The following is a 26,626-nucleotide window of genomic DNA, read 5'->3' on the forward strand; positions in this document are numbered from 1 at the left end:
GTAGAACACCCCTGATGACCACCACCCTGCGGCCGACCGAGCCGCTTCAGCAGCCCGCCGACGGCGGCCGTTCGCGCACCTACGACATCTGCGTGAACAGCCGCCGGGTCGGTTCCGTCCGCGTCGCCACCGATCCGGACTTCGGAGCCGCGTCGGGACGGATCGAACGCCTCCGGGTCGACGAGCCGGACCGCGGCCGGGGGCGGGGCACCGTGGCGGCGCTCGCCGCCGAGGAGGTGCTGCGCGGCTGGGGCTGCTCGGAGGTGCAGATATCGGTGCCCGCCGACGCGGTGCCCGCGCTCGGCCTGGCCCGCGCCCTCGGCTACACCGAGCGCAGCAGGAACATGCTCAAGGAGCTCGCCGACGGGACCCCCGCGCCGCCGTCCGGCATCGGGGTCCGGTCGATGACCGAGGAGGAGTACGCCGCCTGGGAGACCAGGGCCAGGGACTCCTTCGCCCGGAGCTGGATCGACCGGGGCGTCCCCGAGGAGCAGGCCCGCGCGAAGGCGGCGGCCAGCCACCGCGACCTGCTCCCGGAGGGCCTCGCCACCCCCGGCACCGCGATCCACGTCGTCGTCCACGACGGGCGGGTCGTCGGCCACGTCTGGACCGGGGTGCGGGAGCTGGAGCCGGGCGTGAGCGCCGGATACGTGTACGACATCGAGGTCGCCGCCGAGCAGCGCGGCAGGGGCTACGGCCGGGCGCTGATGCTGCTGGCCGAGCGCGTGACGCGGGAGGCCGGGGAGACCCTGCTGGGACTGCACGTCTTCGCGGGCAACACCCCGGCGATCCGCCTGTACGAGTCGCTCGGCTACCGGACCACCCACGTCAACAGCTCCAAGCCGCTGCTCTGAGGTCCGGGGCCGGCAACCCGCCGCCGGCCGGTGGCCAGCCGGTGGTCAGCCGGTGGTCAGCCGGTGGTCAGCCGGCCAGGAGGCGGTCGGCGATCTCCTCGATCCGGGCCCGCAGCCCCTCCTGGCTCTTGCCGCCGTCGAGGCGCTCCCCGCCGATGACGTAGGTCGGGGTGCCGGTGACCTTGAGGGCCTGGCCCTCGGCCTGGTCGGCGTCGACGGTGAGCAGGTGCCGGCCGTCGATGAGCGCGGTGTCGAACTCCTCGGCGTCCAGGCCGAGTCCGGCCGCCACCTCCAGGAGGACCGGCTCGCCCCGGTCGGCGAGGTCGGCGGTCCGGGCCAGCAGCGCCTCCGTGTACGCCCAGCCCTGCCCCTGGTCGTACGCCTCCTCGGCCGCCTGGGCGGCGGCGTAGGCGTGCTTGTTCTTGGTCAGCGGGAAGTGGCGCAGCTGTACGTCGAGCCGATCGCTGTACTGCGCGCGCAGCGCGTGGACGTCGTCGAGGGCCTGGAAGCAGTCCGGGCACTGGAGGTCGAACCACGCCTCCAGGACGACCGGGGAGGCGTGGGCGGTGGTGGAGTCACTCATGACCGGCAGTCTTCCAGCCGCGCCGCCCCGGGCCCCAATCGGCACCGCACCGGCACCGCACCGGGGCCTGAGGAGGAGATCCCGTCCGGGACGACCCGGAGATCTCCCTGAGACCGGGCCGGGGGCATGGCCTGAGGCGGCCGTGTCGGTGCAGGATGGAAGGGACGTATCACCCGGGAACTGGAGGATCGCATGCTCGCCGAGACCATCTGCTCCGCGGTGTCCGCGGCGGGCCTGGGCATCGCCGCGATCACGGCGTACCGGAAGAAGTACCTGTCCGCGGCACGGATCGCCGGCTGGTCGCTGGTGCCCCTGGGCCTGGTGATGACCGGCGCCGTCGAGTGGGCCTTCGACACCGTCTTCAGCCCGGTCGCCTGGGCGGGCTTCGGCGTGCTCGGGGTGGCCTGGCTGCTCCTGCTGACCACCCGGGGCGTCGAGCGGCGCCGGGGCGGCAGGAAGGCGGCCGGCGGGGGAGCGGAGCCCGCGGCGGTCGCGCCCGGCGCCTCGTCCCCGGCCAGAGAGGCTCTGACCCGTCCCGCGCCCGGCACGCGCGCTCCGGGCACACCGGCCCGCGGCGGCGAGGCCGAGGACTTCAGCGACATCGAGGAGATTCTGAAGAAGCACGGAATCTGACCGCTTCTGGCCGTTGCCTGCCGGGCCGCGACCGGGCGGTGATCCGGAGATCCACGGGAAGGGATGAACCGCCCCGGGGCGGGGCGGTTTCCGGCCTCCCGGGCATGCGGGGTGCGCGATCATCCCCCCGAGATGCTGGATACCTCGCGGGAACCCGCCCCCGCCTCCGCCGAGCCCGCCCCCGCCGCCGACAGCCCGGTCGACGAGCCGAAGGGCTGTCTCTTCGCGCTGTCGCAGCCACCGCTGATGATCTTCCTGACGGTGATCGGCGCCCTGCTCCTGATGGCGGCCCTGCACGACCTGTACGTGCTCTGAGGCGGGCGCCCGCCGAGGCGCGGGGCCGCGGCCGGGATCAGCCGGCGGCTTCCTTGCGGCGGGCCCGGTAGGCGGCCACGTGCAGCCGGTTTCCGCAGGTGCGGCTGTCGCAGTAGCGGCGGGAGCGGTTGCGGGAGAGGTCGACGAAGGCCCGGCCGCAGTCCGGCGCCTCGCACCGCCGCAGCCGCTCGCGCTCGCCCGAGACCACGATGAAGGCGAGCGCCATCCCGCAGTCGGCGGCCAGGTGGTCGGCGACCGAGGCGCCCGGCGCGAAGTAGTGCACGTGCCAGTCGTAGCCGTCGTGGTCGGTGAGCTGCGGGGTGGTGCCCGCGGCGGCCACCAGCTGGTTGATCAGAGGGGCCGCGATCCGCGCGTCCGGGGCGGAGAAGACCGCGGCGAAGCGGTCGCGCACCTCGCGGACGCCCCGCAGGTCCTCGGCGTCCAGGTCGCCCACGTCGCTGATCCGGTGCTCGCGCACGAAGACGCCGAGCGCGGTGAGGTCCGCGAGCGTGTCCGCACGGTCGCCCTGAGCGGCGGTGTTCATCAGATCGACGACGGTGTCGAGGGCGATCCGGGTGTCGTGGGGGATGAGCACGCTTCGCTCCCTGGCCGGCCGCGGGCGGGCGCCCGCGGATTGGCGACGACTCTAGCGCGCCCCGGAAACGCGCGACGGCGCCCTTCACCGCGCCGGCTGCGCGGTGAGGAGCGCCTGGGGTCGTGCGGGTGTCACTGCCCGCGCGGCGCCGTCGCCCCGAGTCGGACGGCGCCGTGCGGCCTGTGGCCCTGGCTCAGCTGTCGGCCAGGATGTGGGACAGCTCGGTATCGAGGTCGAAGTGCCGGTGCTCGGTGCCCGGTGGCACCGCGGCGTCGGTCCGCTTGAGGAACGACTCCAGGGCCCTCGCCGGGGCCTCGAGCAGGGCCTCGCCCTCGGGCGAGCTCAACGCGATGCAGACGACTCCCTGGCCGTGACTACGGGAAGGCCAGACTCGGACGTCGCCCGTGCCGGTGGGCCGGTGCAGCCCCTCGGCGAGAAGGTCGCGGGCGAAGACCCACTCGACCGTCTCCTCGGCTCCGGTGTGGAAGGTGGCGTGCACGGCGTACGGATCCGCCGTGTCATACCGCAGGCCCGCGGGTACAGGCAGTGAGGACTCGCTCGACACAACGAGGCGCAGGTGCAGCTCGCAGCTCACCACGGTGTTCATAAGCGCCAGGGCCTTTCGCTCAGTGTGCGCTCGGGGATTCGCACGTCGGCGAAATCGACATGCCACCTCCGGTGCCGTTGTAAACCCCTCTGTCGGTTTTGTGGTCGTTCAGGTAGCTCGTACGGCGGTATGTAACTTTGGGTAACGCTGCCATACCGGTGGGGCTGGTGAGTCGGGTAAATTGGCCTCATGAATGCGGAGAGTGACGAGCGCGCCCCCGAGCCCCAGAAGGCCGAAGACGCCGAACTGGGATCCCGGGCACCGGAGTTCATCAAGGCCCGCCGGGGCCTGCACCTGAGCTGGCAGGTCGGCGTCTTCATCGTCGGGCTCGCCGTGATCGGGGCCGGCATCCTCATGCTCGTCTTCCCCGGACCGGGCTGGCTGGTCATCTTCGCCGGCATGGCGATCTGGGCCACCGAGTTCGTCTGGGCGCAGATCGTGCTCCGATGGACCAAGCGCAAGGTCACCGAGGCGGCCCAGCGCGCCCTCGACCCCAAGGTCCGGCGCCGCAACATCACCCTCACCGTCATCGGTGTGGTGATCATCGCCGCGCTGCTCGGCTGGTACCTCTGGAAGTTCGGCATCGTCATGCCCTGGAAGATCGACGAGTGACCCGGGGATGGTTCGGGAGCCCCGCTGACATGCGGTAATGTTTGCGGTGCGCCCGGGCGATTAGCTCAGTGGGAGAGCACTTCGTTCACACCGAAGGGGTCACTGGTTCGAACCCAGTATCGCCCACCACCCGGACCGAGGGCCCGGAGACGACCACCGTCTCCGGGCCCTCGGCGCGTTCCCGGGGCGCCCGGCTCACCCCATCCGGGCCAGCCGCTCCCGCAGCGCCCGCGCCTCCCGCAGCCGCCGCTCGTACGTGGCCCCCACCGCGAGCAGCAGCAGACCCGCCGCCGCCGGCGGCAGCCAGCGCGGCAGCGCGCCGACCAGCTGCACCACGTACGGCGCCAGCTCGTGCGCCGCCACCAGGACGAGCACCGCCCCGCCGAGCACCAGCGGCGCCTGGAGCCGGTACCGCGCCCCCAGCAGCGTCACCGCCAGCGCCCCCGCCCCCAGCAGCAGCGGACGCACCTCGTACGGATCCGACCAGACCGCCACCAGGCTCGGCACCAGCGTCACCGCCAGCCCGGGGCCGTACGCCGCCCAGGACGAGGCCGCCGGGTCCCGGCGCCGCCGCAGGAAGCCCACCACCAGCGCCGGCACCGTCACCGGCAGCGTGTACGCCTCCGGCACCGTCACGCCCCAGACCGCGAGGCGCACCCACACCGCGGCCAGGAACAGCGCGCCCGCCGTCCACGAGGCCGCCCGGCGCCGCTCCGGCCGCAGCGCCGCCGCCGACGCGATCACCCCGCCCAGCGCCAGCGCCAGGGCCAGCAGCGCCGGACGCGGCACCGTGAGGGCCAGCGCCAGAGCGCCCACCGCCACCCCCGTCAGCTCCGCCGTGACCGATCGGACCCGGGCCGCCAGGGCCACCGTGCCCGCCGGGACCACCAGCAGCACCAGACCCGCCATGGAGGCGCCGGCCCCCGCCGCCGCGACCCCGGCCCCCACCAGGCACGCCGCCGCCAGCACCGCCGCACCGGCCGCCGCCTCGCGCACCACCCCGGCACCGAGCACGGCCGCCGCCACGAACAGCCCCAGCAGCACACCCAGCACCACGAAGGTCGCCGCCCGCACGTCCAGCGCCAGGAGCAGCGCCGAGACCGCCGAGGCGAGCCCGGCCACGAGCCCCGTCCGCGAGAACAGGGCACCCGGCGCCACGGGCGCCACCGGCGCCCCCACCGCCCAGGCAGCCCCCCAGACCCCCTCAGGAGCCCGCTCCGGCCCCTCCGCCCGCGGCGCGGGCTCCGGCAGGCCCCGGGCCGGCGCCCCCGGCCACACCGCGAGGGCCAGACCCGCGCCCGTCGCCACCAGCCGCACGGCCAGCCCCGCCGCGTACGACAGCTCCAGGACGACCGGCAGCGCCATCAGCAGCGCCCAGCCGAGAGCCACCGCGCCCCACCGGCCCCACAGCCGCCCCGCCGTCGCCGCCGCGCCCGCGCCGAGCAGCAGCACCAGAGCCGCCGTCGCCGGATAGCCCGCGAGCACCGGCGCCGCGTGCGCCCCGGACCAGACGCCCGCGCTCCGGTCCGCGGGCCCCAGCAGGCCCCCCAGCACCGGCGGCAGCGCCCACAGCACGCCGAGCGCCGCGACCCCGCCCCCGGCGGGCCCGAACCCGGCTCGTACCGCCTCGGGGATCCACGCCGCCCGCACCGGACGCCACAGCGCCGCCAGAGCCAGACAGCAGACCACGTACACCGGCACCGCCCACTCCACCGGCAGCGCCGCCCGCGCCGGTCCGCCCGCGGCCGCCACCACCGCCAGACCGGCCACCGCGGCGAGCGCCGAGGCCGCCGGACGGGCCGCCCGGACCGCGTACAGGCACAGCGCGGCGCAGCCCAGCAGCAGTGGGGCGCCCGTCCACGGGCTCGTCAGCGAGAGCCAGCCGCCGGTCAGCAGCGCCCAGGAACCCAGGACGCCCGCCGACGCCCCCGCCGTGATCCGCGCCGCGACCCCCACCGGACGGGCCGCGAGCAGCACGTCCGCCGCCGCCGTCAGGACCACCGCCCACGCCACCACCGCCGGACCGCCACCGGCCGCCAGCGCGCCCAGCGGCAGCGGGAGCTGCGCCGCGGCCACCGCGGCCGGGAACGGCAGCCGCAGCCCCCGCAGCAGCCCCCCGTACCCCGCCCACAGGCCCGCGAGGACCGCCGACGCGACCGCCGTGTACCCCAGGCCGTCCGTGTCCGGCAGCGCCACCCGGTGCAGGGCGTACGCGTCCAGGACCGTCAGGACCAGCCCCAGCGCGCCCACCGCCTCCGCCGTCGACGCCAGCCCCCGGCGCAGCAGCACCGCGGGCGCCGCCAGCGCCGCCGAGGTCACCGCCAGCAGCACCGCCGAACGCCCACCGATGCCCATCGAGCCCCAGCTCAGCAGCGTGAAGGCGAGCGCGGCGATCGCCAGCAGCGTCCCGCCCAGCGTCAGCAGTACGTTCTGCGCACCGCGCGGCGAGGTCTCCGCCGGCGCCGCACCGACCGCGAACGGAGCGGCCGCCGGCCGGCCGGCGGGGGAGTACAGCACACCCAGCAGCCACGCCCGCCGGGCCAGCAACTCGGCACGGCGCGCGTCGAGTCGGGCCAGCTCGACGTCGACGCGCCGCAGCTCCTCGACCGGGGGCAGATTCATGTCCATGACCGGAGTGTCGCGCCGTGTCCCCGCCCCGGGAATGCGCGCTGCTACTCAGATCCGTACCGAGTACCCACACTGGACCCATGGACTGGTGCCGGTACCGCTTCCGCAGCGTCTGGCGGCTCGACGCCCCGCCGGAACGGGTCTACGCGGCCCTCGCCCGCGCCGAGGACTACCCCCTCTGGTGGCCCCAGGTCCGCGCCGTCGTCCCCCACGACGACACCACCGGCACCGCCCGCTTCCGCTCCCTGCTCCCGTACGACATCGAGGTCACCGCCCACGCGGTGCGCCACGCCCGCGACGCCCGCGTCCTGGAGGCCCGGCTCCACGGCGACCTGGAGGGCTGGGTCCGCTGGACCCTCACCCCCGACGGCACCGGCACCCAGGCCCTCTACGAGCAGGAGGTCGTGGTCCGCGCCCGGCTGCTGCGGCTCCTCGCCGTCCCCGGCCGGCCCCTCTTCCGCGCCAACCACGCCCTGATGATGCGCGGCGGGAGGCGCGGGCTCGCCGCCCACCTGCGACGGGTTTGAACCCGGGCCCGGAAGCCCTGTATGGTTCAACCCGTTCCCGGGCGATTAGCTCAGCGGGAGAGCACTTCGTTCACACCGAAGGGGTCACTGGTTCGATCCCAGTATCGCCCACCGGGAGAGGCCGGTCCGTCAGCAGACGGACCGGCCTCAGCCGTTTCCGGCGCCCCTCACGCCACGCACGCCCCTCACGCCACGCCTCACGCGACGCCCCTCACGCCGCCTTCCGCAGCTCCGGGCGCAGCGGCCACGCGGGATCCACCAGCTCCGGCGTCCCCTGCCGCGTGAACCACGCCTGGAGACCCCGCGCCTGCGCCGCGTGCCACACCGCCTGGAGGGTGTGCAGCTCCGCCGGCGACAGCCGCTCCAGCCGGGCCGCGAACCGGCGCCCCACCGCCCGTACCACCTGGAGCGCCGCCGTGGCGTCCGCCGCCGCGTCGTGCGCCCCCTCCAGCTCCACCTCGTAGTGCGCGCACAGGTCGGTCAGCGTCCTGCGGCCCTTGCGGTACCGGTCCAGATGCTTGTCCAGGACCCGCGGATCGATCACGCACAACGAGGTGTGCTCCAGGTACCGGCCCAGCGTCGACGCCCGATGGCGCCTCAACTCCCGGTCCAGGATGGTCAGGTCGAACGGCGCGTTCATCACCACCAGCGGCCGGCCCGCCGCGTTCTGCTCCGCCAGGGCGCGCCCCAGCTCCTCCATCACGGGCGCCGGCCACCGCCCGTTCCGCTGGAGGTGATCGTCCGTCAGTCCGTGGATCGCCGTGGCCCCTTCCGGCACCGGCACCCCCGGATTGACCAGCCAGCGGGTCACCCGGGGGCGCGCGCCGGGCGCGTCCTGGACGACGAGCGCCGCGGACACGATCCGGTCCTGCTCGACGTCCACTCCGGTGGTCTCCGTGTCGAAAGCGGCCAGGGGCCCTTCGTACCAGTTCGTCGTCATACCCGAACTCCTCGCACCCGCGCGGCAGATGGCCAACCCCCTGCCCCGATCCGGTGATACCCGGACTGTTTGCGGCGTACGCGGACCGGTCACAACACAGGGGACGGGGAAGGACGTTCACATGGCGCTCGCCCAGCCCGAGTCGGGAGGGCTGCCGCCCCAGCGGGCGGCCCCGGCACGCGGCTCACTCGCCACCACCGCCTGCATGGAGACCCTCCAGGTGGGATACCTGCACGCCGTCGCCGCCGCGGCGGGCTGCTCGCTCGGGCAGCCCTTCCCGGACAACGGCGTCGACTGGCACGTGAGCCACGGCTCGCCCGGACACACCGTCGACGACGAGGTCACCATCAAGGTGCAGCTCAAGTGCACCTACCAGCTGCCGGCCCACCCCGCGGGGAGCACCTTCCCCTTCACCCTCGACAACGACCACCTGGTGAAACTCGCCCGGACCCCCGTGGCCGTGCACAAGATCCTGGTCGTGATGATCGTCCCGAGAGACCCGGAGGACTGGCTGAGGGCGAGCCACGACCGGCTCGACCTGCGGCACTGCTGCTACTGGATGAACCTGGCCGGGCACCCGGTCACCGGACGCCGCCGGACCACCGTGCGCGTCCCCACGGCGCGGATCTTCGACGACCGGGCGCTCTGCGAGATCATGACCCGGGTCGGCCGGGGAGGGAGACCTTGATGCACCGACCGATCGACGAGCCCGGACACGGGGCGGGGGACGGGGCCGGGCGCGGCCCCGTCCCGCCGCCGTACCGGCCCCACCCGGTGCCCCCCGCCGACCCCACCGGCGCCTGGGCGGAGCCCGGCGACGGCGTGCCCGACCCCGGCCGGGTCGACCCGCGCGTCCTCGGCGCGCTCCTCGCCCGGCACGGCTGGCGGCGGCGCGGCGGGGCCGCCGGCCGCTACGGCCGCTGGACCCCGCCCGGGAGCGGCCCGGGCGGCGGCGGCACCAGCCTCCTCGTCCCCGACAGCCTCGCCTTCCCCGACTGCGAGGACCTGATCGGCGAGGCCCTCACCGCCCTCGCCCGCAGCGGCACGCCCTCCGCCCGCGAGGTCCTCACCGGCCTCGCGGTCCCCAGCGACGAGATCCGCTGGTGGCGCGAGGTGCCCCCGGGACCGGCCGGCACCGTGCCCTGGCCCGTGCAGGAGCAGCTCCGCTCCGCCGCCCGCAAGATCCTCCTCGCCGGCGCCCTCGCCGTGCGCGGCCGGGCCGGCTACCACGGCTCCCGGCACCGCGCCGCCGCCCAGGCCGCCCTCGAACCCGTCGTCGTCGGCACCGACCCCGGCGGCCGCGCCCTCACCGCCTTCCTGCCCGTCCCGCCCGGCCGCCCCGTCGCCGTACGGCTCCACCACGCCCTGCACGCCGCCCGCGAGGCCGTCGACTACCAGCGCGCCACCGGCGGCATGGAAGCCTTCGACTCCGCCGTCGAGGCCGGTGTCAGCCGCGAACTCACCGAGGCGCTCGTCGCCCTCGTCCGCGGTACGGAGGGCGCCCGCATCGCCCTCGCCTGGGCACCGGCCGCCGGCACCCCCGAGGGCTGCGCCGCCCGGCCCGAGCCCGTCGAGTTCTCGCCCGGCGACCTGCCCGCGCTCCGGGAGGCGAGCGCCCGCTACCTCACGGACGAGCCCTCCGTCCCCGTACGCATCACGGGCGCCGTCGTCCGGCTGCGCCGCTCCGGGCCGCGCGGCGAGGGCAGGGTCAAGCTCAGGGTCCTCGGCGGCGCGGAGGTCGGCCACGTCCGGGTCACCCTCGACGAGGAGGCGTACCGCACCGCCGGCCACGCCCACCTCGTCGGCCTCCCCATCCGGGTCGTCGGCCGGCTGGAGAGCCGCGGCGGCTTCCGCCGCCTCACCGACCCCTCCGGGGTGGTCCCGGTGCAGGTGGACGAGGCGGAGCGGGACCGGCTGATGAAGTCGCTCCAGGGGACCGTCGAGGATGGAGCCTTCTTCGAGGAGGAGTGCGGGCCGGGGGAGTGAGCGAGGGCGCGTCGGGTGGGGGTCCCCGGGCCCCCGTAAGATCGAGGCTGACGCGGCACCTCGTCTCTGCCGCGCGCCACCGACGCCGGCACCTCGTGTCTGCCGGCGCCCCGATGCATGGAGTACCCGTGTCCGAAGTCCGTGTGACCGTCCCGACCGCCTCAGGATCCGAGGAGAGGACGGTGAGCGCGGGCACCACGGCCGGCGCCCTGTTCGCCGACGACCGCACCGTCATCGCCGCCCGTGTCGCGGGCGAGCTGAAGGACCTCTCGTACGAGCTCGCCGAGGGCGATGTCGTCGAGGGCGTCGAGATCGGCTCCGAGGACGGCCTGAACATCCTGCGCCACTCGACCGCGCACGTCATGGCGCAGGCCGTGCAGGAGCTCTTCCCCGAGGCCAAGCTGGGCATCGGCCCGCCGGTCCGTGACGGCTTCTACTACGACTTCGACGTCGAGAAGCCGTTCACGCCCGAGGATCTCAAGGCCATCGAGAAGAAGATGCAGGAGATCCAGAAGCGGGGGCAGAGGTTCGCCCGCCGCGTGGTGACCGACGAGGACGCCCGCGAGGAGCTCGCCGACGAGCCGTACAAGCTGGAGCTCATCGGCATCAAGGGCTCCGCGTCCACCGACGACGGCGCGAACGTCGAGGTGGGCGGCGGCGAGCTGACCATCTACGACAACCTGGACGCGAAGACCGGCGAGCTGTGCTGGAAGGACCTGTGTCGCGGTCCCCACCTGCCCACGACCCGGAACATCCCGGCGTTCAAGCTGATGCGCAACGCGGCCGCCTACTGGCGCGGCAGCGAGAAGAACCCCATGCTCCAGCGCATCTACGGCACCGCCTGGCCGTCGAAGGACGAGCTGAAGGCCCACCTCGACTTCCTCGCCGAGGCCGAGAAGCGCGACCACCGCAAGCTCGGCAACGAGCTCGACCTCTTCTCCGTCCCGGACGAGATCGGCTCCGGCCTCGCCGTCTTCCACCCCAAGGGCGGCATCATCCGCCGGGTGATGGAGGACTACTCGCGCAAGCGGCACGAGGAGGAGGGCTACGAGTTCGTCTACTCGCCGCACGCGACCAAGGGCAAGCTGTTCGAGAAGTCCGGTCACCTCGACTGGTACGCCGAGGGCATGTACCCGCCCATGCAGCTCGACGAGGGCGTGGACTACTACCTCAAGCCCATGAACTGCCCGATGCACAACCTGATCTTCGACGCGCGCGGACGCTCCTACCGTGAGCTGCCGCTGCGCCTGTTCGAGTTCGGCACCGTGTACCGGTACGAGAAGTCCGGCGTCGTGCACGGTCTGACCCGCGCCCGGGGCTTCACCCAGGACGACGCGCACATCTACTGCACCAAGGAGCAGATGGCGGAGGAGCTCGACAAGACCCTCACCTTCGTCCTGAACCTGCTGCGCGACTACGGCCTGACCGACTTCTACCTGGAGCTGTCGACCAAGGACCCGGAGAAGTTCGTCGGCTCCGACGAGGTGTGGGAGGAGGCCACCGCCGTCCTCCAGCAGGTCGCCGAGAAGCAGGGCCTGCCGCTCACCCCCGACCCGGGCGGCGCCGCCTTCTACGGCCCGAAGATCTCGGTGCAGGCGCGGGACGCCATCGGGCGTACCTGGCAGATGTCGACCGTCCAGCTCGACTTCAACCTGCCGGAGCGCTTCGACCTGGAGTACACCGCCCCGGACGGCACCAAGCAGCGCCCGGTCATGATCCACCGCGCGCTTTTCGGCTCGATCGAACGCTTCTTCGCCGTGCTCCTGGAGCACTACGCGGGCGCCATGCCGCCGTGGCTGGCCCCGGTCCAGGCGACCGGCATCCCGATCGGCGACGCGCACGTCGAGTACCTCCAGGAGTTCGCCGCCAAGGCGAAGAAGCAGGGCCTGCGCGTGGAGGTCGACTCCTCCTCGGACCGGATGCAGAAGAAGATCCGCAACGCGCAGAAGCAGAAGGTCCCCTTCATGATCATCGCGGGTGACGAGGACATGGCCGCCGGTGCCGTCTCCTTCCGTTACCGCGACGGTTCGCAGGAGAACGGCATCCCCGCCGACGAGGCCATCGCCAAGATCGCCAAGATCGTCGAGGAGCGCGTCCAGGTCTGACGGCCGGACGCGTCAGGAGGCCCCCGGGGAATCCCCCGGGGGCCTCTCCCCTTTCCCCGGCTTCCCCGGCTTCTCGTCCTCGCGGGTGAACGCCTGGATCAGCCAGGACGAGAACGAACCCGTCACCGCGCCCAGCAGAGCCAGCCCGCAGGCCATCAGACCGACCGCGACCAGGCGGCCGATCGGGGTGACCGGGCTGACGTCGCCGTAGCCGACCGTGGCCAGCGTGGCGCAGGCCCACCAGACCGCGTCGCCGAAGGTGGTGATCGTGGCGCCGGGGGCGTCGGCCTCGTGGTGGTAGACGGTGAGCGCGGCGGCGAAGCCGAGCAGGGAGACCGAGAGGCCGGAGTAGACCATGACCCGGGCGTAGAGGCTGAGCCGCGGCTGGTCCCGGCGGCGCTGGACCCGGTCGTAGAGGGTCACCATCCGGACCGGGCGCAGCAGCGGCAGGAGCAGGACGACCGTGTCGAGGAGGTGGGTGCGGACGAAGCGGTGCGGGCGGAGGCCGCTGAGCCGGAGCCGTACCGCGTAGTCGGCGGCGAAGACGGCCCAGGCGGCGAGGACGACCCCGACGCAGAGGTCCACCCCGAGCCGGGGGAGCTGTTCGCGGGCGAGGACCCGGACCGCGTACCCGGCGAGGTAGGCGAGGGAGGCCACGGCGAGCGGGAGCTCCATGCGGCGGTCCCAGCGTTCCTGGCGGGGCGGTTTCGGGGGCCTGTCGCTCATCGGATCAGGATCACCCGAGTGGGCTTCCCTCGCCCCGCCGACACGTTCCGAACGGGCGACGCAATATGCTGCACAGCATGACGACTGAGCCGGAGCAGCAGATCGGAGTGGGGGCGCCGGACGCGTTCCAGCGCCTGTGGACGCCTCACCGGATGGCCTACATCCAGGGGGAGAACAAGCCGACCGGGCCGGGGGCCGACGACGGCTGTCCGTTCTGCTCGATCCCGTCGAAGTCGGACGTGGACGGGCTGGTGATCGCCCGTGGCGAGAGCGTGTACGCGGTCCTCAACCTGTACCCGTACAACGGCGGCCACCTGATGGTCGTCCCGTACCGGCACGTCGCCGACTACACGGACCTGGACGCGGCGGAGACGGCCGAGCTGGCGGACTTCACCAAGCGGGCGATGATCGCCCTGCGGGCGGCGTCCGGCGCGCACGGCTTCAACATCGGCATGAACCAGGGTGCCGTGGCCGGTGCCGGGATCGCCGCGCACCTGCACCAGCACGTGGTGCCGCGCTGGGGCGGCGACACCAACTTCATGCCGGTCGTCGGGCACACCAAGGTGCTGCCGCAGCTCCTCGCGGACACCCGCGCGATGCTGGCCGACGCCTGGCCGGCCACCGTCTGACCTGCTCGTCCGTACGGCCCCGAGGCATGCGCCCCGGGGCCGTCGGCGTACCGGGGGCGTACCGGCGGCTTGGCCGGTCAGGCGTCGTAGACGTCGGCCTTCCTCGGGGCGGGCTCCTGGAGCATGCCGCTCATGAAGAGGGTGCGGTTGGTGAAGCGCTCGGTGTTCACGTTGTGCTCGTCGAGGAAGCGGACGGTCGCCGCGTGGACGGCGCGGACCACGGGCGTGGCCATCCGGAGGGCGTCGTCGGCCATGAAGCGGTTCTTCCAGAGCGGGCCGGCCCAGACGTGCCGGAGGCCGAAGGGCTCGGGCAGGCTCATCTTGCCGCCGAGGAACTCCAGGACCGGCGGGTACCAGGTGAGCGGCGCGCGGACGGCGAGCCGGACGATGTCGTCGGTGCCGAGGAGCGGCTGCGGGATCTCCTTGGTCTCCCAGAAGCGGACGCTCTTGGAGACCTCCTTGGTCTTCGCCTTGGGCTTGGTGGTGAAGAGGCCGTGGACGGGGCCGAGGGCGTGGCCGGTGACCTCGATGCGCAGGGTGTGCAGGAGCGAGGTGACGGTGACCATCATGGTCAGGACCACATTGCCGTCCCAGAGCGTGAACTGGACGCCCAGGTAGTGGCGGTTGCCGGCGCCGAACTGCTGCTCGTTGCAGATGCGCTGTATCTCGTGCGGCTTCACCTGGTAGTGGACGATGTTGTCGCCCTCGGGGCGGCTGACCTCGTCGGCGCCCTCGCCGACGGGGGAGACGATCCAGTGCTTGACCGTCGGCTTGGGGAAGCCGGTCTTGAGGGAGCCGCGCTCCAGCAGGGTGAGCTCGTCGTGGATCTTGCGGACCAGGTCCCAGGCGCGGAAGTCGTGCATCTCGTGGCCGTCCACGGGGACGAGTTCCTCGGCCAGTGTCCAGCTGCCCCAGCGGGTGCCGAGGCCGAGGATGCCCTTGGGGCCGGCGTAGAAGACGACGTTGGACTGCTGCTCGGCGGAGAGCTTCTCCAGGTTGAGCCGCAGTTCCTCGGCGGACTTCTCGCCCGGGTCGGTGGGGACGGACTTGGGGACGTGGGCGCCGACGCCGCCGCCGCTGAGCAGGCCGGTCCAGCGGTCGCGGAGGTCCACGGCGGCGGTGAGGCAGATCCGGCTCGCGAGGTACCAGCCGACGACCGGGGCGACGATCATCGCCCGCAGGTAGTTGGGCAGCAGACCGTCGAAGGGGAGCTTGAGGAGGAACAGGAAGGCGACGATGCCCGCGGCGACGAGCAGGGTGGTGCCGAGGGCGCTGGTCCGCTTGTTCGCCGAGCCGGCGGCCTTGCGGCGCAGATAGATGACGGCGAGCCAGAGCAGCAGTCCGGGCAGGAAGAGCACGCCGCAGACGAAGGTGACCAGCGTGAGCTTGATGTCGCGGCGGCGGCGGATGTGGGTGGCGGCGAGGCAGTGCTCGACGATCGGCTGGGGTTCGGCGCCGAAGGACTGGATGAGGGCCTTGCGGCCGCCGCCGAGCATGCGGACCTGCACGGCGCGGGAGAACGCCTCGCCGAGGTCGGGGCGGAAGAGCTTCTCCCACTTCCCCTTCTTCACCCCGGTCTTGTAGTACTCGTTGTCGGCTTCCTGGATGGTCTCCAGGGGGCTGTCCCGGTACGCGGCCGAGGCCAGCGCGTTCGTCGCACCGGTCAGCCCGCTGCCGCCCTGGAGCGGGATCTGTGCTCCCGGTCCGAAACCGTCGATCGCCACTTGCGCCCCCATCACCGCGAGTACCTGTGCGGGCTGTTCCCGACTGCCGCGCCCCGCACACCTTCCGAGCTGGGCACCACAGCGTAACCGGGCGGCGTGGTATGCGTCACGGGCTGTGGACAACCGCGGCCGGAACGCGTCCGCCCGGTTCGGGCCGGGCGGACGGGACCCGCTGTCGTCGCGTCAACTAGGGGCGCTTTCCGGCCTGTTCGCGAAGGCGTTCGGCGAGTTGAGGGGGCATCGGCTCGTGTCGGGCGTAGCTGCGGTCGAAGCGGCCCGTGCCGTGCGAGACGGAGCGCAGGTCGATGGCGTACCGCCCGATCTCGATCTCCGGGACCTCGGCCCGGACGACCGTGCGGCCCGGTCCCGCCTGGTCGGTGCCGACGACCCGGCCGCGCCGTCCGGACAGGTCGCTCATGACGGCGCCCACGTACTCGTCGGGGACGAGGACCCGCACCTCCGCGACGGGTTCGAGGAGGTGGACCGGTACGTCGGCCGCCGCCTCGCGGAGCGCGAGCGCGCCGGCGGTCTGGAAGGCGGCGTCGGAGGAGTCCACCGAGTGGGCCTTGCCGTCCTTGAGGGTGACCCGGACGTCGACCAGCGGGTGGCCGGCGGCGAGGCCCCGTGCCGCCTGGGCGCGTACGCCCTTCTCGACGGAGCCGATGAACGGGCGGGGGACCGCTCCGCCGACCACCTTGTCGACGAACTCGATGCCGCTGCCCGGCGGGAGGGGTTCGACGTCGATCTCGCAGATCGCGAACTGCCCGTGTCCGCCGGACTGTTTGACGTGCCGTCCGCGGCCGGAGGCGGGGGCGCCGAAGGTCTCGCGCAGCGGCACCCGGTACGGGACGGCGTCGACGCGCACGCCGTAGCGGCCGCGCAGCCGCTCCAGGACGACGTCCTGGTGGGCCTCGCCCAGGCACCAGAGGACGACCTGGCCGGTGTCCTGGTTCTGTTCGAGGCGGAGGGTCGGGTCCTCGGCGACCAGTTTGGCCAGGCCCTGCGAGAGCCGGTCCTCGTCGGCCTTGCTGTGCGCCTCCACGGCGAGCGGCAGCAGCGGCTCGGGCATGGTCCAGGGCGCGATCAGGAGTGGGTCGTCCTTGGCGGAGAGGGTGTCGCCGGTCTCGGCGCGCGCGAGCCGGGCCACGCAGGCGAGGTCCCCGGCGACGCAGTGCGGCATGGGCCGCTGCTGCTTGCCGAAGGGGGAGGTGAGGGCGCCGACGCGTTCGTCGACGTCGTGGTCCTCGTGGCCCCGGTCGGCCAGGCCGTGCCCGGAGACGTGCACGGTCGCGTCGGGGCGGAGGGTGCCGGAGAAGACCCGGACGAGGGAGATCCGGCCCTGGTAGGGGTCGGCGGCGGTCTTGACGACCTCGGCGACCAGCGGCCCGTCGGGGTCGCAGGCGAGCGGCGGCCGGGGTTCGCCGGAGGGGGTGGTGACGTCGGGCGGATCGTGCTCCAGCGGGGAGGGGAAGCCGCGGGTGATCAGTTCCAGGAGTTCGACCGTGCCGAGTCCCTGGCCGCCGCCTTCGGCGGCGGGGGCGGCGGCGAGCACGGGGTGGAAGCCGCCGCGGGCGACCGCCTTCTCCAGGTCGCCGACGAGGGTCCCGAAGTCGATCTCCTCGCCGCCCAGATAGCGCTCCATGAGGGTCTCGTCCTCGCTCTCGGCGATGATCCCCTCGATGAGCCGGGCCCTCGCCCCGGCGATCAGCTCCCGCTCGGCATCGCCGGGCTCCCGCTCGTCGCGCTCGCCCGTGGAGTAGTCGAAGACCCGCTCCGAGAGCAGGCCGATCAGACCGGTCGCGGGCGCGTGGCCGTCGGAGCCCTCGGGGCCGTGCACCGGCAGGTAGAGGGGCAGGACGGCGTCGGGGTCGTCGTGGCCGAAGAGCCCGGCGCAGACCCCGGTGAGCTCGGTGAAGCCGGTGCGGGCGGTGTCGAGGTGGGTGACGACGATGGCGCGGGGCATGCCGACGGCCGCGCACTCCTCCCAGACCATGCGGGTGGAGGCGGCGACCGCGTCGGCCTCCTGGGCGGCCGAGACGACGAAGAGGGCCGCGTCCGCCGCGCGCAGACCGGCCCTCAGCTCGCCGACGAAGTCGGCGTATCCGGGGGTGTCGAGCAGATTGATCTTGAAGCCGTCCCAGCCGACCGGGACGAGGGAGAGCTGGACGGAGCGGTGCTGCCGGTGCTCGATCTCGTCGTAGTCGGAGACGGTCGCCCCGTCCTCGACCCGGCCGGGCCGGCTCAGTGCCCCGGCGGTCTGGGCGAGCGCCTCGACGAGCGTCGTCTTGCCCGATCCGCTGTGGCCGACCAGCACCACGTTCCGTACCTCCGAGGGCCGGTCGGCCGTCGGTGCCCTGCCGGCGGCTCCGGCGGGGGTGTGCGCCTTGTCGCCCATGGTGGTCCTCCCGGCTGCGAGGCGGTGAGGGGGAGCGGGCGCGGGGGAGCGGCATCGCGGTGCGGCTCCTGCGGTGCCCGCGGCGTGCTCCTTCGAGCTTTGCACCGACGCCGGGACGCGTCCATACGTCGTACGCGGCCGGACTCCGAGGGGTAGGCCGACGCGGCGGGGTGGGTGCGCTCCCGTGCCGCGCCACGCGCGTGGCTACGATGGGTGAGCCGGTGGTCATGGGACCGCGCGGCCCGCCGAAACCTCCGGGAAGGCCATGCTGAACAAGTACGCGCGTGCGTTTTTTACGCGTGTCCTCACACCGTTCGCCGCGTTTCTGCTCCGCCGGGGGGTCAGCCCCGACGCCGTGACGCTGATCGGCACGGCGGGAGTGGTCGCCGGTGCGCTGGTCTTCTTCCCCAGGGGCGAGTTCTTCTGGGGCACGATCGTGATCACGCTCTTCGTCTTCTCCGACCTCGTCGACGGCAACATGGCCCGGCAGGCCGGGATCTCCAGCCGCTGGGGCGCCTTCCTCGACTCGACCCTCGACCGCGTCGCCGACGGGGCGATCTTCGGCGGCTTCGCCCTCTGGTACGCGGGCAAGGGGGACGACAACGTGCTCTGCGCGGTGTCGATCTTCTGCCTCGCGAGCGGTCAGGTCGTCTCGTACACCAAGGCGCGTGGTGAATCGATTGGCCTGCCGGTCGCCGTGAACGGCCTGATCGAGCGGGCCGAGCGGCTCGTGATCTCGCTGGTCGCCGCCGGTCTCGCCGGACTGCACGCCTTCGGCGTGCCGGGCATCGACGTGCTGCTGCCGATCGCGCTGTGGGTCGTGGCCGTCGGCTCGGCGGTGACCCTGGGACAGCGGGTCGTGACGGTACGCAGGGAATCGGCCGAGGCGGACGCCGCCGCGGCCACCGGGGGGAGCGGGGCGGCGACATGAGCACGCTGAAGGACAAGGCGGCCGACAGCCTGTACGGGCTCGGCTGGGCGGCGGTCAAGAAGCTCCCGGAGCCGGTGGCCAAGGCCCTCGGCCGGAAGATCGCCGACACCGTGTGGAAGCGGCGCGGCAAGGGCGTCCTCCGGCTGGAGGCCAACCTCGCGCGCGTGGTGCCGGACGCCACGCCCGAGCGGCTCGCCGAGCTGTCGAAGGCCGGCATGCGCTCGTACATGCGCTACTGGATGGAGTCCTTCCGGCTCCCGACGTGGAGCAGCGAGCGGGCCGCGAACAGCTTCGCGCTCAAGGACACGCACCACCTGAAGGAAGGGCTCGCCTCCGGCCGGGGCGTCGTCCTGGCCCTGCCCCACATGGGCAACTGGGACCTGGCCGGCGTGTGGGTGACCCGCGTGCTCGGCGTGCCCTTCACCACCGTCGCCGAGCGGCTCAAGCCCGAGTCGCTCTACGACCGCTTCGTCGCCTACCGCGAGTCCCTCGGCATGGAGGTGCTGCCGCACACCGGCGGCGCCGCCTTCGGCACCCTCGCCCGGCGGCTGCGCGCCGGCGGGCTGGTCTGCCTCGTCGCCGACCGGGACCTGTCCGCGTCCGGCGTCGAGGTGTCCTTCTTCGGCGAGGCGACCCGGATGCCCGCCGGCCCGGCCATGCTCGCGACGCAGACCGGCGCGCTGCTGCTGCCGGTGACCCTCTGGTACGACGACTCCGAGGTCATGCAGGGGCGGGTGCACGCGCCCGTGGAGGTACCCGAGTCAGGTACCCGCGCCGAAAAGGCGTCCCTCATGACACAGGCCCTCGCCGACACCTTCGCCGGGGCCATCGCGGACCACCCCGAGGACTGGCACATGCTCCAGCGCCTCTGGCTGGCCGACCTGGAGGAGCGCACGCCGTGAGGATCGGAATCGTCTGCCCGTACTCCTGGGACGTACCGGGCGGCGTCCAGTTCCACATCCGCGACCTCGCGGAGCACCTGATCCGGCTCGGGCACGAGGTCTCCGTCCTCGCCCCCGCCGACGACGACACCCCGCTGCCGCCGTACGTGGTCTCCGCCGGGCGCGCCGTGCCCGTGTCGTACAACGGCTCGGTGGCGCGGCTCAGCTTCGGTTTCCTGTCCGCCGCGCGCGTGCGGCGGTGGCTGCACGACGGCACCTTCGACGTCGTCCACATCCACGAGCCGACCTCGCCCTCGCTGGGGCTGCTCACCTGCTGGGCGGCGCAGGGCCCGATCGTGGCCACCTTCCACACCTCGAACCCGCGCTCGCGGGCGATGATCGCGGCGTACCCGATCCTCCAGCCGGCGCTGGAGAAGATCAGCGCGCGGATCGCGGTCAGCGAGTACGCGCGCCGCACGCTGGTCGAGCACCTCGGCGGCGACGCCGTCGTGATCCCCAACGGCGTCGACGTGGGCTTCTTCGCGGACGCGGCGCCGAAGGAGGAGTGGCAGGGCGAGACGCTGGGGTTCATCGGGCGGATCGACGAGCCCCGCAAGGGCCTGCCGGTCCTGATGAGGGCCCTGCCCCGGATCCTGACCGAGCGGCCGGGCGCCCGGCTCCTGGTCGCCGGGCGCGGCGACGAGGAGGAGGCGGTGGCCTCGCTGCCGCGCGAGATGCGCTCCCGGGTGGAGTTCCTCGGCATGGTCAGCGACGAGGACAAGGCGCGGCTGCTGCGCAGCGTCGACGTGTACGTGGCGCCCAACACCGGCGGCGAGTCCTTCGGCATCATCCTCGTCGAGGCGCTGTCGGCCGGGGCGCCGGTCCTCGCGGCCGACCTCGACGCCTTCGCGCAGGTCCTCGACCAGGGCGCGGCGGGCGAGCTCTTCGCCAACGAGGACGCGGACGCGCTGGCGGAGGCGGCGATCCGGCTCCTCGGCGATCCGGCCCGGCGCGCGGAACTCAGCGCGCGGGGCTCCGCGCACGTCCGCCGCTTCGACTGGTCCACGGTCGGGGCGGACATCCTCGCGGTCTACGAAACGGTCGCGGACGGCGCGGCAGCAGTAGACACAGACGAAAAAACAGGCGGCCTCCGAGCAAGACTGGGCCTGTAGCGCCTTCCCGGCGCCACGGCGCGCCGCCGGGCCTGTCGCGCCCCGCCGCCCCCGGTGTGGGCATGCGTTCCGCCGGGGCGGAACGGGTGGGCACACCGGGACGGCGCCCTCTGCCGCGCCCAGGCTCCCGCGCCTGAACCCGCACCGAGGCTCGGGCGGCTCGCCGCGCTCGCCGGCGGGCGGACGGTTCGTGTCCTGTTCGCCCATGACCACGGCCTTTGGGAAGGTGTGCTGTCGCCGCCCGGGTAGCCTGTGCGCCCGTGACCGAAACCCTGATCTGGACCGTCGTCGCGCTGATCTTCATCGGCGTCTATCTCAGCTGGACCGCCGGACGGCTCGACCGGCTGCACACCCGCATCGACGCGGCGCGCGCCGCGCTCGACGCCCAGCTGCTGCGGCGGGCCTCGGTCACCCAGGAACTGGCCACCTCCGGCGTCCTCGACCCGGCCGCGTCGATCGTCCTGTACGAGGCGGCGCACGCGGCACGCCAGGCCGAAGAGGACCACCGCGAGGTCGCGGAGAGCGAGCTGAGCCAGGCCCTGCGCGCGGTCTTCGGCGAGCAGGAGCAGGTGGAGCTCGTACGGGAGGCGCCCGGCGGCGAGGAGGCGGCGGGGGAGCTCGCCGCGGCCGTCCGGCGCGTCCCCATGGCCCGCCGCTTCCACAACGACGCCGTACGCGCGGCCCGCGCCCTGCGCCGCCACCGCAAGGTCCGCTGGTTCCGCCTCGCGGGCCACGCGCCTTTCCCGATGGCCTTCGAAATGGACGACGAACCGCCAGTGGCCCTGGCCGATCGTCCTTCCTGAGCCACTCCGGCCTCGGATTCCCGCGAAAACGATCCACAGGCTCCACATTGGCCCTTGCTGTGGACCGCTCGCGGATTGTTTCCTCGCTCTAGTCGTCAACGTCCCGTTGAACCCGTTGTCACGAGTGAGGTCCCCGTGTCCAGCTCCACCACCCCCCAGTCCGCCGAGACCGGCACCGCGCGCGTGAAGCGCGGCATGGCCGAGCAGCTCAAGGGCGGCGTGATCATGGACGTGGTCAACGCCGAGCAGGCGAAGATCGCCGAGGACGCCGGCGCCGTGGCCGTCATGGCCCTGGAGCGGGTCCCCGCGGACATCCGCAAGGACGGCGGCGTGGCCCGCATGTCCGACCCGAACATGATCGAAGAGATCATCGGCGCCGTCTCCATCCCGGTCATGGCCAAGTCCCGCATCGGCCACTTCGTCGAGGCCCAGGTCCTCCAGTCCCTCGGCGTCGACTACATCGACGAGTCCGAGGTCCTCACCCCGGCCGACGAGGTCAACCACTCCGACAAGTGGGCCTTCACCACCCCCTTCGTCTGTGGCGCCACCAACCTGGGCGAGGCCCTGCGCCGCATCGCCGAGGGCGCGGCCATGATCCGCTCCAAGGGCGAGGCCGGCACCGGCAACGTCGTCGAGGCCGTCCGCCACCTGCGCCAGATCAAGAACGAGATCGCCAGGCTGCGCGGCTTCGACAACAACGAGCTGTTCGCCGCCGCCAAGGACCTGCGCGCGCCGTACGAGCTCGTCAAGGAGGTCGCCGAGCTCGGCAAGCTCCCCGTCGTCCTGTTCTCCGCCGGTGGCGTCGCCACCCCCGCCGACGCCGCGCTGATGCGCCAGCTCGGCGCCGAGGGCGTCTTCGTCGGCTCCGGCATCTTCAAGTCCGGCGACCCGGCCAAGCGCGCCGCCGCCATCGTGAAGGCCACCACCTTCTACGACGACCCGAAGATCATCGCGGACGCCTCCCGCAACCTGGGCGAGGCCATGGTCGGCATCAACTGCGACACCCTCCCCGAGTCCGAGCGCTACGCCAACCGGGGCTGGTAAGCACCGATGAGCACCACCCCCGTGATCGGTGTCCTGGCCCTCCAGGGCGACGTACGGGAGCACCTGATCGCCCTGGCCGCGGCGGACGCCGTGGCCAGGCCGGTCCGGCGCCCCGAAGAGCTCGCCGAGGTCGACGGCCTGGTCCTCCCCGGTGGCGAGTCCACCACCATCTCCAAGCTGGCCGTGCTCTTCGGCCTCATGGAGCCGATCCGCCAGCGGATCGCCGCGGGCATGCCCGTGTACGGCACCTGCGCCGGCCTGATCATGCTCGCCGACAAGATCCTCGACCCGCGCTCGGGCCAGGAGACCTTCGGCGGCATCGACATGATCGTGCGCCGCAACGCCTTCGGGCGGCAGAACGAGTCCTTCGAGGCGGCCGTCGCCGTCACCGGGATCGAGGACGGCCCGGTCGAGGGCGTCTTCATCCGGGCCCCCTGGGTGGAGTCGGTCGGAGCCGGGACCGAGGTGCTCGCCGAGCACGGCGGCCACATCGTCGCCGTACGGCAGGGCAAGGTGCTGGCCACCTCGTTCCACCCCGAGCTCACGGGTGACCACCGGATCCACCAGCTCTTCGTCGACATGGTGCGCGGCGAGGGATGAGCGACTCCCGGTAGGATCACTCGGGTTCGTTCAAGGAAATGGTTACGCGAAGGAGACAGGCAGATGTCCGGCCACTCTAAATGGGCTACGACGAAGCACAAGAAGGCCGTGATCGACGCCAAGCGCGGCAAGCTCTTCGCGAAGCTGATCAAGAACATCGAGGTCGCCGCCCGCACCGGCGGTGCCGACCCCGAGGGCAACCCGACCCTCTTCGACGCCATCCAGAAGGCGAAGAAGAGCTCGGTGCCGAACAAGAACATCGACTCCGCGGTCAAGCGCGGCGGCGGCCTGGAGGCCGGCGGCGTCGACTACGCGACGATCATGTACGAGGGCTACGGCCCCAACGGCGTCGCGGTGCTCATCGAGTGCCTCACCGACAACCGCAACCGCGCGGCCTCCGACGTACGCGTCGCCATGACCCGCAACGGCGGTTCGATGGCCGACCCGGGCTCCGTCTCGTACCTGTTCAACCGCAAGGGCGTCGTCGTGCTCCCCAAGGGCGAGCTGGCCGAGGACGACGTCCTGGAGGTCGTGCTCGACGCGGGCGCCGAGGAGGTCAACGACCTCGGCGAGTCCTTCGAGATCATCAGCGAGGCCACCGACCTGGTCGCGGTCCGCACCGCGCTCCAGGAGGCCGGCATCGACTACGACTCGGCCGACTCCAGCTTCGTCCCGACCATGCAGGTCGAGCTCGACGAGGACGGCGCGCGCAAGATGTTCAAGCTGATCGACGCCCTCGAGGACAGCGACGACGTGCAGAACGTCTTCGCCAACTTCGACGTCAGCGACGAGGTCATGGAGAAGGTCGACGCCTGATCCACGCCCCTCCACCGCAGCGGGCCGACGGGACACACCCCGTCGGCCCGCTGCGTTGTCAGTGGCAGCGGATAGCCTGCACAAACAGACTTGCGAGCGGTCGAGGACACCGGTCGAGGACAGGGAGGGGCGGGCGTGCGCGTACTGGGGGTGGACCCGGGGCTCACCCGGTGCGGCGTCGGCGTCGTCGAAGGCGTCGCCGGACGGCCGCTCACCATGCTCGGGGTCGGCGTGGTCCGCACCCCCGCCGACGCCGACATCGGCCCCCGCCTCGTCGGCATCGAGCGCGGCATCGAGGAGTGGATCGACCGCTTCCAGCCCGAACTGGTCGCCGTGGAGCGGGTGTTCAGCCAGCACAACGTACGCACGGTGATGGGCACCGCCCAGGCCAGCGCCGTCGCCATGCTCTGCGCCTCCCGGCGCGGCATCCCCGTCGCCCTGCACACCCCCAGCGAGGTCAAGGCGGCCGTCACCGGCTCCGGCCGCGCCGACAAGGCCCAGGTCGCCGCCATGGTCACCCGGCTCCTCCGGCTCGCCGCCCCGCCCAAACCGGCCGACGCGGCCGACGCCCTCGCCCTCGCCATCTGCCACATCTGGCGCGCCCCCGCCCAGAACCGCCTCCAGCAGGCCGTCGCCCTGCACGCCTCGAAAGGCCGCACGTCATGATCGCCTTCGTCAGCGGCCCCGTGGCCGCCCTCGCCCCCACGACCGCCGTCGTCGAGGTCGGCGGTGTCGGCATGGCCGTCCAGTGCACCCCGAACACCCTCGCCGGCCTCCGCCTCGGCGAGCACGCCCGCCTCGCCACCTCCCTCGTCGTGCGCGAGGACTCCCTCACCCTGTACGGCTTCGCGGACGACGACGAGCGCCAGGTCTTCGAACTGCTCCAGACCGCCAGCGGCGTCGGACCCCGCCTCGCCCAGGCCATGCTCGGCGTGCACAGCCCCGACGCGCTCCGCCTCGCCGTCTCCACCGGCGACGAGAAGGCGCTCACCGCCGTCCCCGGCATCGGCAAGAAGGGCGCCCAGAAGCTCCTCCTGGAGCTGAAGGACAAGCTCGGCCAGCCGCTCGGCAGCAGCGGACTCGTCGGCCAGCAGCGCGCCGTCGCCACCGGTCCGGCCCCCTGGACCGAGCAGCTGGCCGCCGCCCTCGTCGGCCTGGGCTACGCGAGCCGCGAGGCCGAGGAGGCCGTCGCCGCCGTCACCCCGCAGGCCGAGGCCGCGCTCGCCGAGACCGGCTCCGCGCCCGTGCCCCAGCTGCTGCGCGCCGCCCTACAGACGCTCAACCGCGCCCGCTGACCGCTCGCAGACCCTCCCGTACGAAGGAAGACACCACCGTGAACTGGGACGACGAGACGGCATCCGCCCACGAGGAGCGGATCGTCGGCGCCGCCGCCGAGGGCGACGACCAGGCCGTCGAGGCCGCCCTGCGCCCCAAGGACCTCGGCGAGTTCATCGGCCAGGAGAAGGTCCGCCAGCAGCTCGACCTCGTCCTCAAGGCCGCCCGCCAGCGCGGCGCCACCGCCGACCACGTCCTGCTCTCCGGCGCCCCCGGCCTCGGCAAGACCACCCTGTCGATGATCATCGCCGCGGAGATGAACGCGCCGATCAGGATCACCTCCGGCCCCGCCATCCAGCACGCCGGCGACCTCGCCGCGATCCTCTCCTCCCTCCAGGAGGGCGAGATCCTCTTCCTCGACGAGATCCACCGGATGTCCCGGCCCGCCGAGGAGATGCTCTACATGGCGATGGAGGACTTCCGCGTCGACGTCATCGTCGGCAAGGGCCCCGGCGCCACCGCCATCCCCCTGGACCTGCCGCCCTTCACCCTGGTCGGCGCCACCACCCGGGCCGGCCTGCTGCCGCCCCCGCTCCGCGACCGCTTCGGCTTCACCGCCCACATGGAGTTCTACGAGCCCCACGAGCTGGAGCGCGTCGTGACCCGCTCCGCCGGACTCCTCGACGTCGAGATCGACACCGCCGGCGCCGCCGAGATCGCCGGCCGCTCCCGCGGCACCCCCCGCATCGCCAACCGCCTGCTCCGCCGCGTCCGCGACTACGCCCAGGTCAGGGCCGACGGAGTGATCACCCGCGACATCGCCGGCGCCGCCCTCGGCGTGTACGAGGTGGACACCCGCGGCCTCGACCGCCTCGACCGCGCGGTCCTCGAAGCCCTGCTGAAGCTCTTCGGCGGCGGACCCGTCGGCCTCTCCACCCTCGCCGTCGCCGTGGGGGAGGAGCGCGAGACCGTCGAGGAGGTCGCCGAGCCCTTCCTCGTACGGGAGGGACTGCTCGCGCGCACGCCCCGTGGCCGGGTCGCCACGCCCGCCGCGTGGAACCACCTCGGACTGGTCCCGCCGCAGGCAGCGGGCCCGGCGGGGGCTCCCGGAGGGGCGGGATCGGGACAACAGGGGCTCTTCGGCGCCTGAGGCGGCTGTGACGGGGGAGTGACGGCGCGGAGTCTCGCCCGACGAGGAACCACGGTGCCATGCTGGGCGTTGTTCCATCGATGCGGACTCGCCTA

At 73.2% G+C, this 26,626-nt stretch carries 27 protein-coding genes and 2 tRNA genes; 21 read left to right on the plus strand and 8 right to left on the minus strand.

The window, feature by feature from the left end; genetic code table 11:
• Positions 1–14: 14 nt before the first annotated feature.
• Positions 15–854, plus strand: coding sequence for a GNAT family N-acetyltransferase (locus tag ACFXMG_RS21465; RefSeq protein WP_383824654.1), 840 nt, complete (start codon positions 15–17; stop codon positions 852–854).
• A gap of 67 nt (positions 855–921) precedes the next feature.
• Here the strand turns inward: ACFXMG_RS21465 and ACFXMG_RS21470 are convergent, their stop codons facing one another.
• Complete coding sequence (locus ACFXMG_RS21470) at positions 922–1,437, minus strand: DsbA family protein (RefSeq protein ID WP_383824651.1); 516 nt, start codon at positions 1,435–1,437, stop codon at positions 922–924.
• A 192-nt stretch (positions 1,438–1,629) separates the two neighbouring features.
• Between ACFXMG_RS21470 and ACFXMG_RS21475 the strand changes: the two genes are divergently transcribed.
• Positions 1,630–2,070: a hypothetical protein gene (locus ACFXMG_RS21475; protein ID WP_383824649.1), complete on the plus strand. Its 441-nt coding sequence runs from the start codon at positions 1,630–1,632 to the stop codon at positions 2,068–2,070.
• A 132-nt stretch (positions 2,071–2,202) separates the two neighbouring features.
• Positions 2,203–2,385, plus strand: coding sequence for a hypothetical protein (locus ACFXMG_RS21480; protein ID WP_383824647.1), 183 nt, complete (start codon positions 2,203–2,205; stop codon positions 2,383–2,385).
• Between the two features lie 37 nt (positions 2,386–2,422).
• Here the strand turns inward: ACFXMG_RS21480 and ACFXMG_RS21485 are convergent, their stop codons facing one another.
• The gene (locus ACFXMG_RS21485) at positions 2,423–2,980 is read right to left on the minus strand and encodes a CGNR zinc finger domain-containing protein (RefSeq protein ID WP_383824645.1); all 558 of its coding nucleotides are present in this window, start codon (positions 2,978–2,980) and stop codon (positions 2,423–2,425) included.
• Between the two features lie 193 nt (positions 2,981–3,173).
• Positions 3,174–3,587, minus strand: a complete 414-nt coding sequence (locus ACFXMG_RS21490; RefSeq protein ID WP_030493555.1) for an SsgA family sporulation/cell division regulator — start codon at positions 3,585–3,587, stop codon at positions 3,174–3,176.
• 189 nt (positions 3,588–3,776) lie between these two features.
• On the opposite strand from ACFXMG_RS21490, the gene ACFXMG_RS21495 reads away from it, so the two are divergent.
• Both ACFXMG_RS21495 and ACFXMG_RS21500 read left to right on the plus strand, forming a co-directional pair.
• Positions 3,777–4,199: a TIGR02611 family protein gene (locus ACFXMG_RS21495; protein ID WP_383824642.1), complete on the plus strand. Its 423-nt coding sequence runs from the start codon at positions 3,777–3,779 to the stop codon at positions 4,197–4,199.
• 54 nt (positions 4,200–4,253) lie between these two features.
• Positions 4,254–4,328: transfer RNA gene (locus ACFXMG_RS21500), tRNA-Val, on the plus strand.
• A 66-nt stretch (positions 4,329–4,394) separates the two neighbouring features.
• On the opposite strand, the gene ACFXMG_RS21505 is transcribed toward ACFXMG_RS21500, so the two are convergent.
• Positions 4,395–6,827, minus strand: coding sequence for an SCO7613 C-terminal domain-containing membrane protein (locus ACFXMG_RS21505; protein ID WP_383824639.1), 2,433 nt, complete (start codon positions 6,825–6,827; stop codon positions 4,395–4,397).
• Positions 6,828–6,907: 80 nt separating this feature from the next.
• Here ACFXMG_RS21505 and ACFXMG_RS21510 point away from each other — a divergent pair, with 80 nt between their 5' ends.
• Positions 6,908–7,354 (plus strand): SRPBCC family protein, encoded by a 447-nt coding sequence (locus ACFXMG_RS21510; RefSeq protein ID WP_383824636.1) that lies wholly within the window; start codon positions 6,908–6,910, stop codon positions 7,352–7,354.
• 39 nt (positions 7,355–7,393) lie between these two features.
• A tRNA-Val gene (locus tag ACFXMG_RS21515) sits at positions 7,394–7,465 on the plus strand.
• Positions 7,466–7,565: 100 nt separating this feature from the next.
• Here the strand turns inward: ACFXMG_RS21515 and ACFXMG_RS21520 are convergent.
• Positions 7,566–8,294, minus strand: coding sequence for a 3'-5' exonuclease (locus ACFXMG_RS21520; protein WP_383824633.1), 729 nt, complete (start codon positions 8,292–8,294; stop codon positions 7,566–7,568).
• A gap of 121 nt (positions 8,295–8,415) precedes the next feature.
• On the opposite strand from ACFXMG_RS21520, the gene ACFXMG_RS21525 reads away from it, so the two are divergent.
• The 3 genes from ACFXMG_RS21525 (at position 8,416) to thrS (ending at position 12,385) form a co-directional block, all read left to right on the plus strand.
• Positions 8,416–8,982 (plus strand): DUF4365 domain-containing protein, encoded by a 567-nt coding sequence (locus ACFXMG_RS21525; RefSeq protein ID WP_383824631.1) that lies wholly within the window; start codon positions 8,416–8,418, stop codon positions 8,980–8,982.
• A complete protein-coding gene (locus tag ACFXMG_RS21530; RefSeq protein ID WP_383824628.1) occupies positions 8,982–10,280 on the plus strand; it encodes a hypothetical protein in 1,299 nt (432 codons plus the stop codon). The genes ACFXMG_RS21525 and ACFXMG_RS21530 overlap by 1 nt, the downstream gene beginning before the upstream one ends.
• 128 nt (positions 10,281–10,408) lie before the next feature.
• Complete coding sequence (thrS, locus tag ACFXMG_RS21535) at positions 10,409–12,385, plus strand: threonine--tRNA ligase (protein ID WP_383824624.1); 1,977 nt, start codon at positions 10,409–10,411, stop codon at positions 12,383–12,385.
• A gap of 12 nt (positions 12,386–12,397) precedes the next feature.
• On the opposite strand, the gene ACFXMG_RS21540 is transcribed toward thrS, so the two are convergent.
• A complete protein-coding gene (locus ACFXMG_RS21540; protein ID WP_383824621.1) occupies positions 12,398–13,111 on the minus strand; it encodes a potassium channel family protein in 714 nt (237 codons plus the stop codon).
• 65 nt (positions 13,112–13,176) lie between these two features.
• On the opposite strand from ACFXMG_RS21540, the gene ACFXMG_RS21545 reads away from it, so the two are divergent.
• The gene (locus ACFXMG_RS21545) at positions 13,177–13,740 is read left to right on the plus strand and encodes an HIT family protein (RefSeq protein WP_383824618.1); all 564 of its coding nucleotides are present in this window, start codon (positions 13,177–13,179) and stop codon (positions 13,738–13,740) included.
• A 77-nt stretch (positions 13,741–13,817) separates the two neighbouring features.
• On the opposite strand, the gene ACFXMG_RS21550 is transcribed toward ACFXMG_RS21545, so the two are convergent.
• Positions 13,818–15,476, minus strand: a complete 1,659-nt coding sequence (locus ACFXMG_RS21550; protein WP_383824615.1) for a hypothetical protein — start codon at positions 15,474–15,476, stop codon at positions 13,818–13,820.
• A 175-nt stretch (positions 15,477–15,651) separates the two neighbouring features.
• Complete coding sequence (locus tag ACFXMG_RS21555) at positions 15,652–17,859, minus strand: elongation factor G-like protein EF-G2 (RefSeq protein ID WP_383824613.1); 2,208 nt, start codon at positions 17,857–17,859, stop codon at positions 15,652–15,654.
• 265 nt (positions 17,860–18,124) lie between these two features.
• Between ACFXMG_RS21555 and pgsA the strand changes: the two genes are divergently transcribed.
• The 10 genes from pgsA (at position 18,125) to ruvB (ending at position 26,531) form a co-directional block, all read left to right on the plus strand.
• A complete protein-coding gene (pgsA, locus tag ACFXMG_RS21560; RefSeq protein WP_383824610.1) occupies positions 18,125–18,790 on the plus strand; it encodes a phosphatidylinositol phosphate synthase in 666 nt (221 codons plus the stop codon).
• Positions 18,787–19,692 (plus strand): phosphatidylinositol mannoside acyltransferase, encoded by a 906-nt coding sequence (locus tag ACFXMG_RS21565; RefSeq protein ID WP_383824607.1) that lies wholly within the window; start codon positions 18,787–18,789, stop codon positions 19,690–19,692. The genes pgsA and ACFXMG_RS21565 overlap by 4 nt, the downstream gene beginning before the upstream one ends.
• The gene (locus tag ACFXMG_RS21570) at positions 19,689–20,843 is read left to right on the plus strand and encodes a glycosyltransferase family 4 protein (RefSeq protein WP_383824604.1); all 1,155 of its coding nucleotides are present in this window, start codon (positions 19,689–19,691) and stop codon (positions 20,841–20,843) included. The genes ACFXMG_RS21565 and ACFXMG_RS21570 overlap by 4 nt, the downstream gene beginning before the upstream one ends.
• A 260-nt stretch (positions 20,844–21,103) precedes the next feature.
• Positions 21,104–21,646 (plus strand): hypothetical protein, encoded by a 543-nt coding sequence (locus ACFXMG_RS21575; RefSeq protein WP_383824602.1) that lies wholly within the window; start codon positions 21,104–21,106, stop codon positions 21,644–21,646.
• Between the two features lie 135 nt (positions 21,647–21,781).
• Entirely contained in the window at positions 21,782–22,690 is a 909-nt protein-coding gene (gene pdxS, locus ACFXMG_RS21580) for a pyridoxal 5'-phosphate synthase lyase subunit PdxS (protein WP_383824599.1), read from the plus strand.
• 6 nt (positions 22,691–22,696) lie between these two features.
• Positions 22,697–23,290, plus strand: coding sequence for a pyridoxal 5'-phosphate synthase glutaminase subunit PdxT (gene pdxT, locus ACFXMG_RS21585; protein WP_383824596.1), 594 nt, complete (start codon positions 22,697–22,699; stop codon positions 23,288–23,290).
• Positions 23,291–23,353: 63 nt separating this feature from the next.
• Complete coding sequence (locus tag ACFXMG_RS21590; RefSeq protein ID WP_383824593.1) at positions 23,354–24,106, plus strand: YebC/PmpR family DNA-binding transcriptional regulator; 753 nt, start codon at positions 23,354–23,356, stop codon at positions 24,104–24,106.
• Positions 24,107–24,241: 135 nt separating this feature from the next.
• Entirely contained in the window at positions 24,242–24,772 is a 531-nt protein-coding gene (ruvC, locus tag ACFXMG_RS21595; protein WP_376602404.1) for a crossover junction endodeoxyribonuclease RuvC, read from the plus strand.
• Positions 24,769–25,401, plus strand: coding sequence for a Holliday junction branch migration protein RuvA (gene ruvA / locus ACFXMG_RS21600; RefSeq protein WP_383457296.1), 633 nt, complete (start codon positions 24,769–24,771; stop codon positions 25,399–25,401). The genes ruvC and ruvA overlap by 4 nt, the downstream gene beginning before the upstream one ends.
• A gap of 38 nt (positions 25,402–25,439) precedes the next feature.
• The gene (gene ruvB / locus ACFXMG_RS21605; protein WP_383824590.1) at positions 25,440–26,531 is read left to right on the plus strand and encodes a Holliday junction branch migration DNA helicase RuvB; all 1,092 of its coding nucleotides are present in this window, start codon (positions 25,440–25,442) and stop codon (positions 26,529–26,531) included.
• Positions 26,532–26,626: the final 95 nt, after the last annotated feature.

It is taken from the genome of Streptomyces sp. NPDC059201, from assembly GCF_042754585.1.
GTDB lineage: Bacteria > Actinomycetota > Actinomycetes > Streptomycetales > Streptomycetaceae > Streptomyces.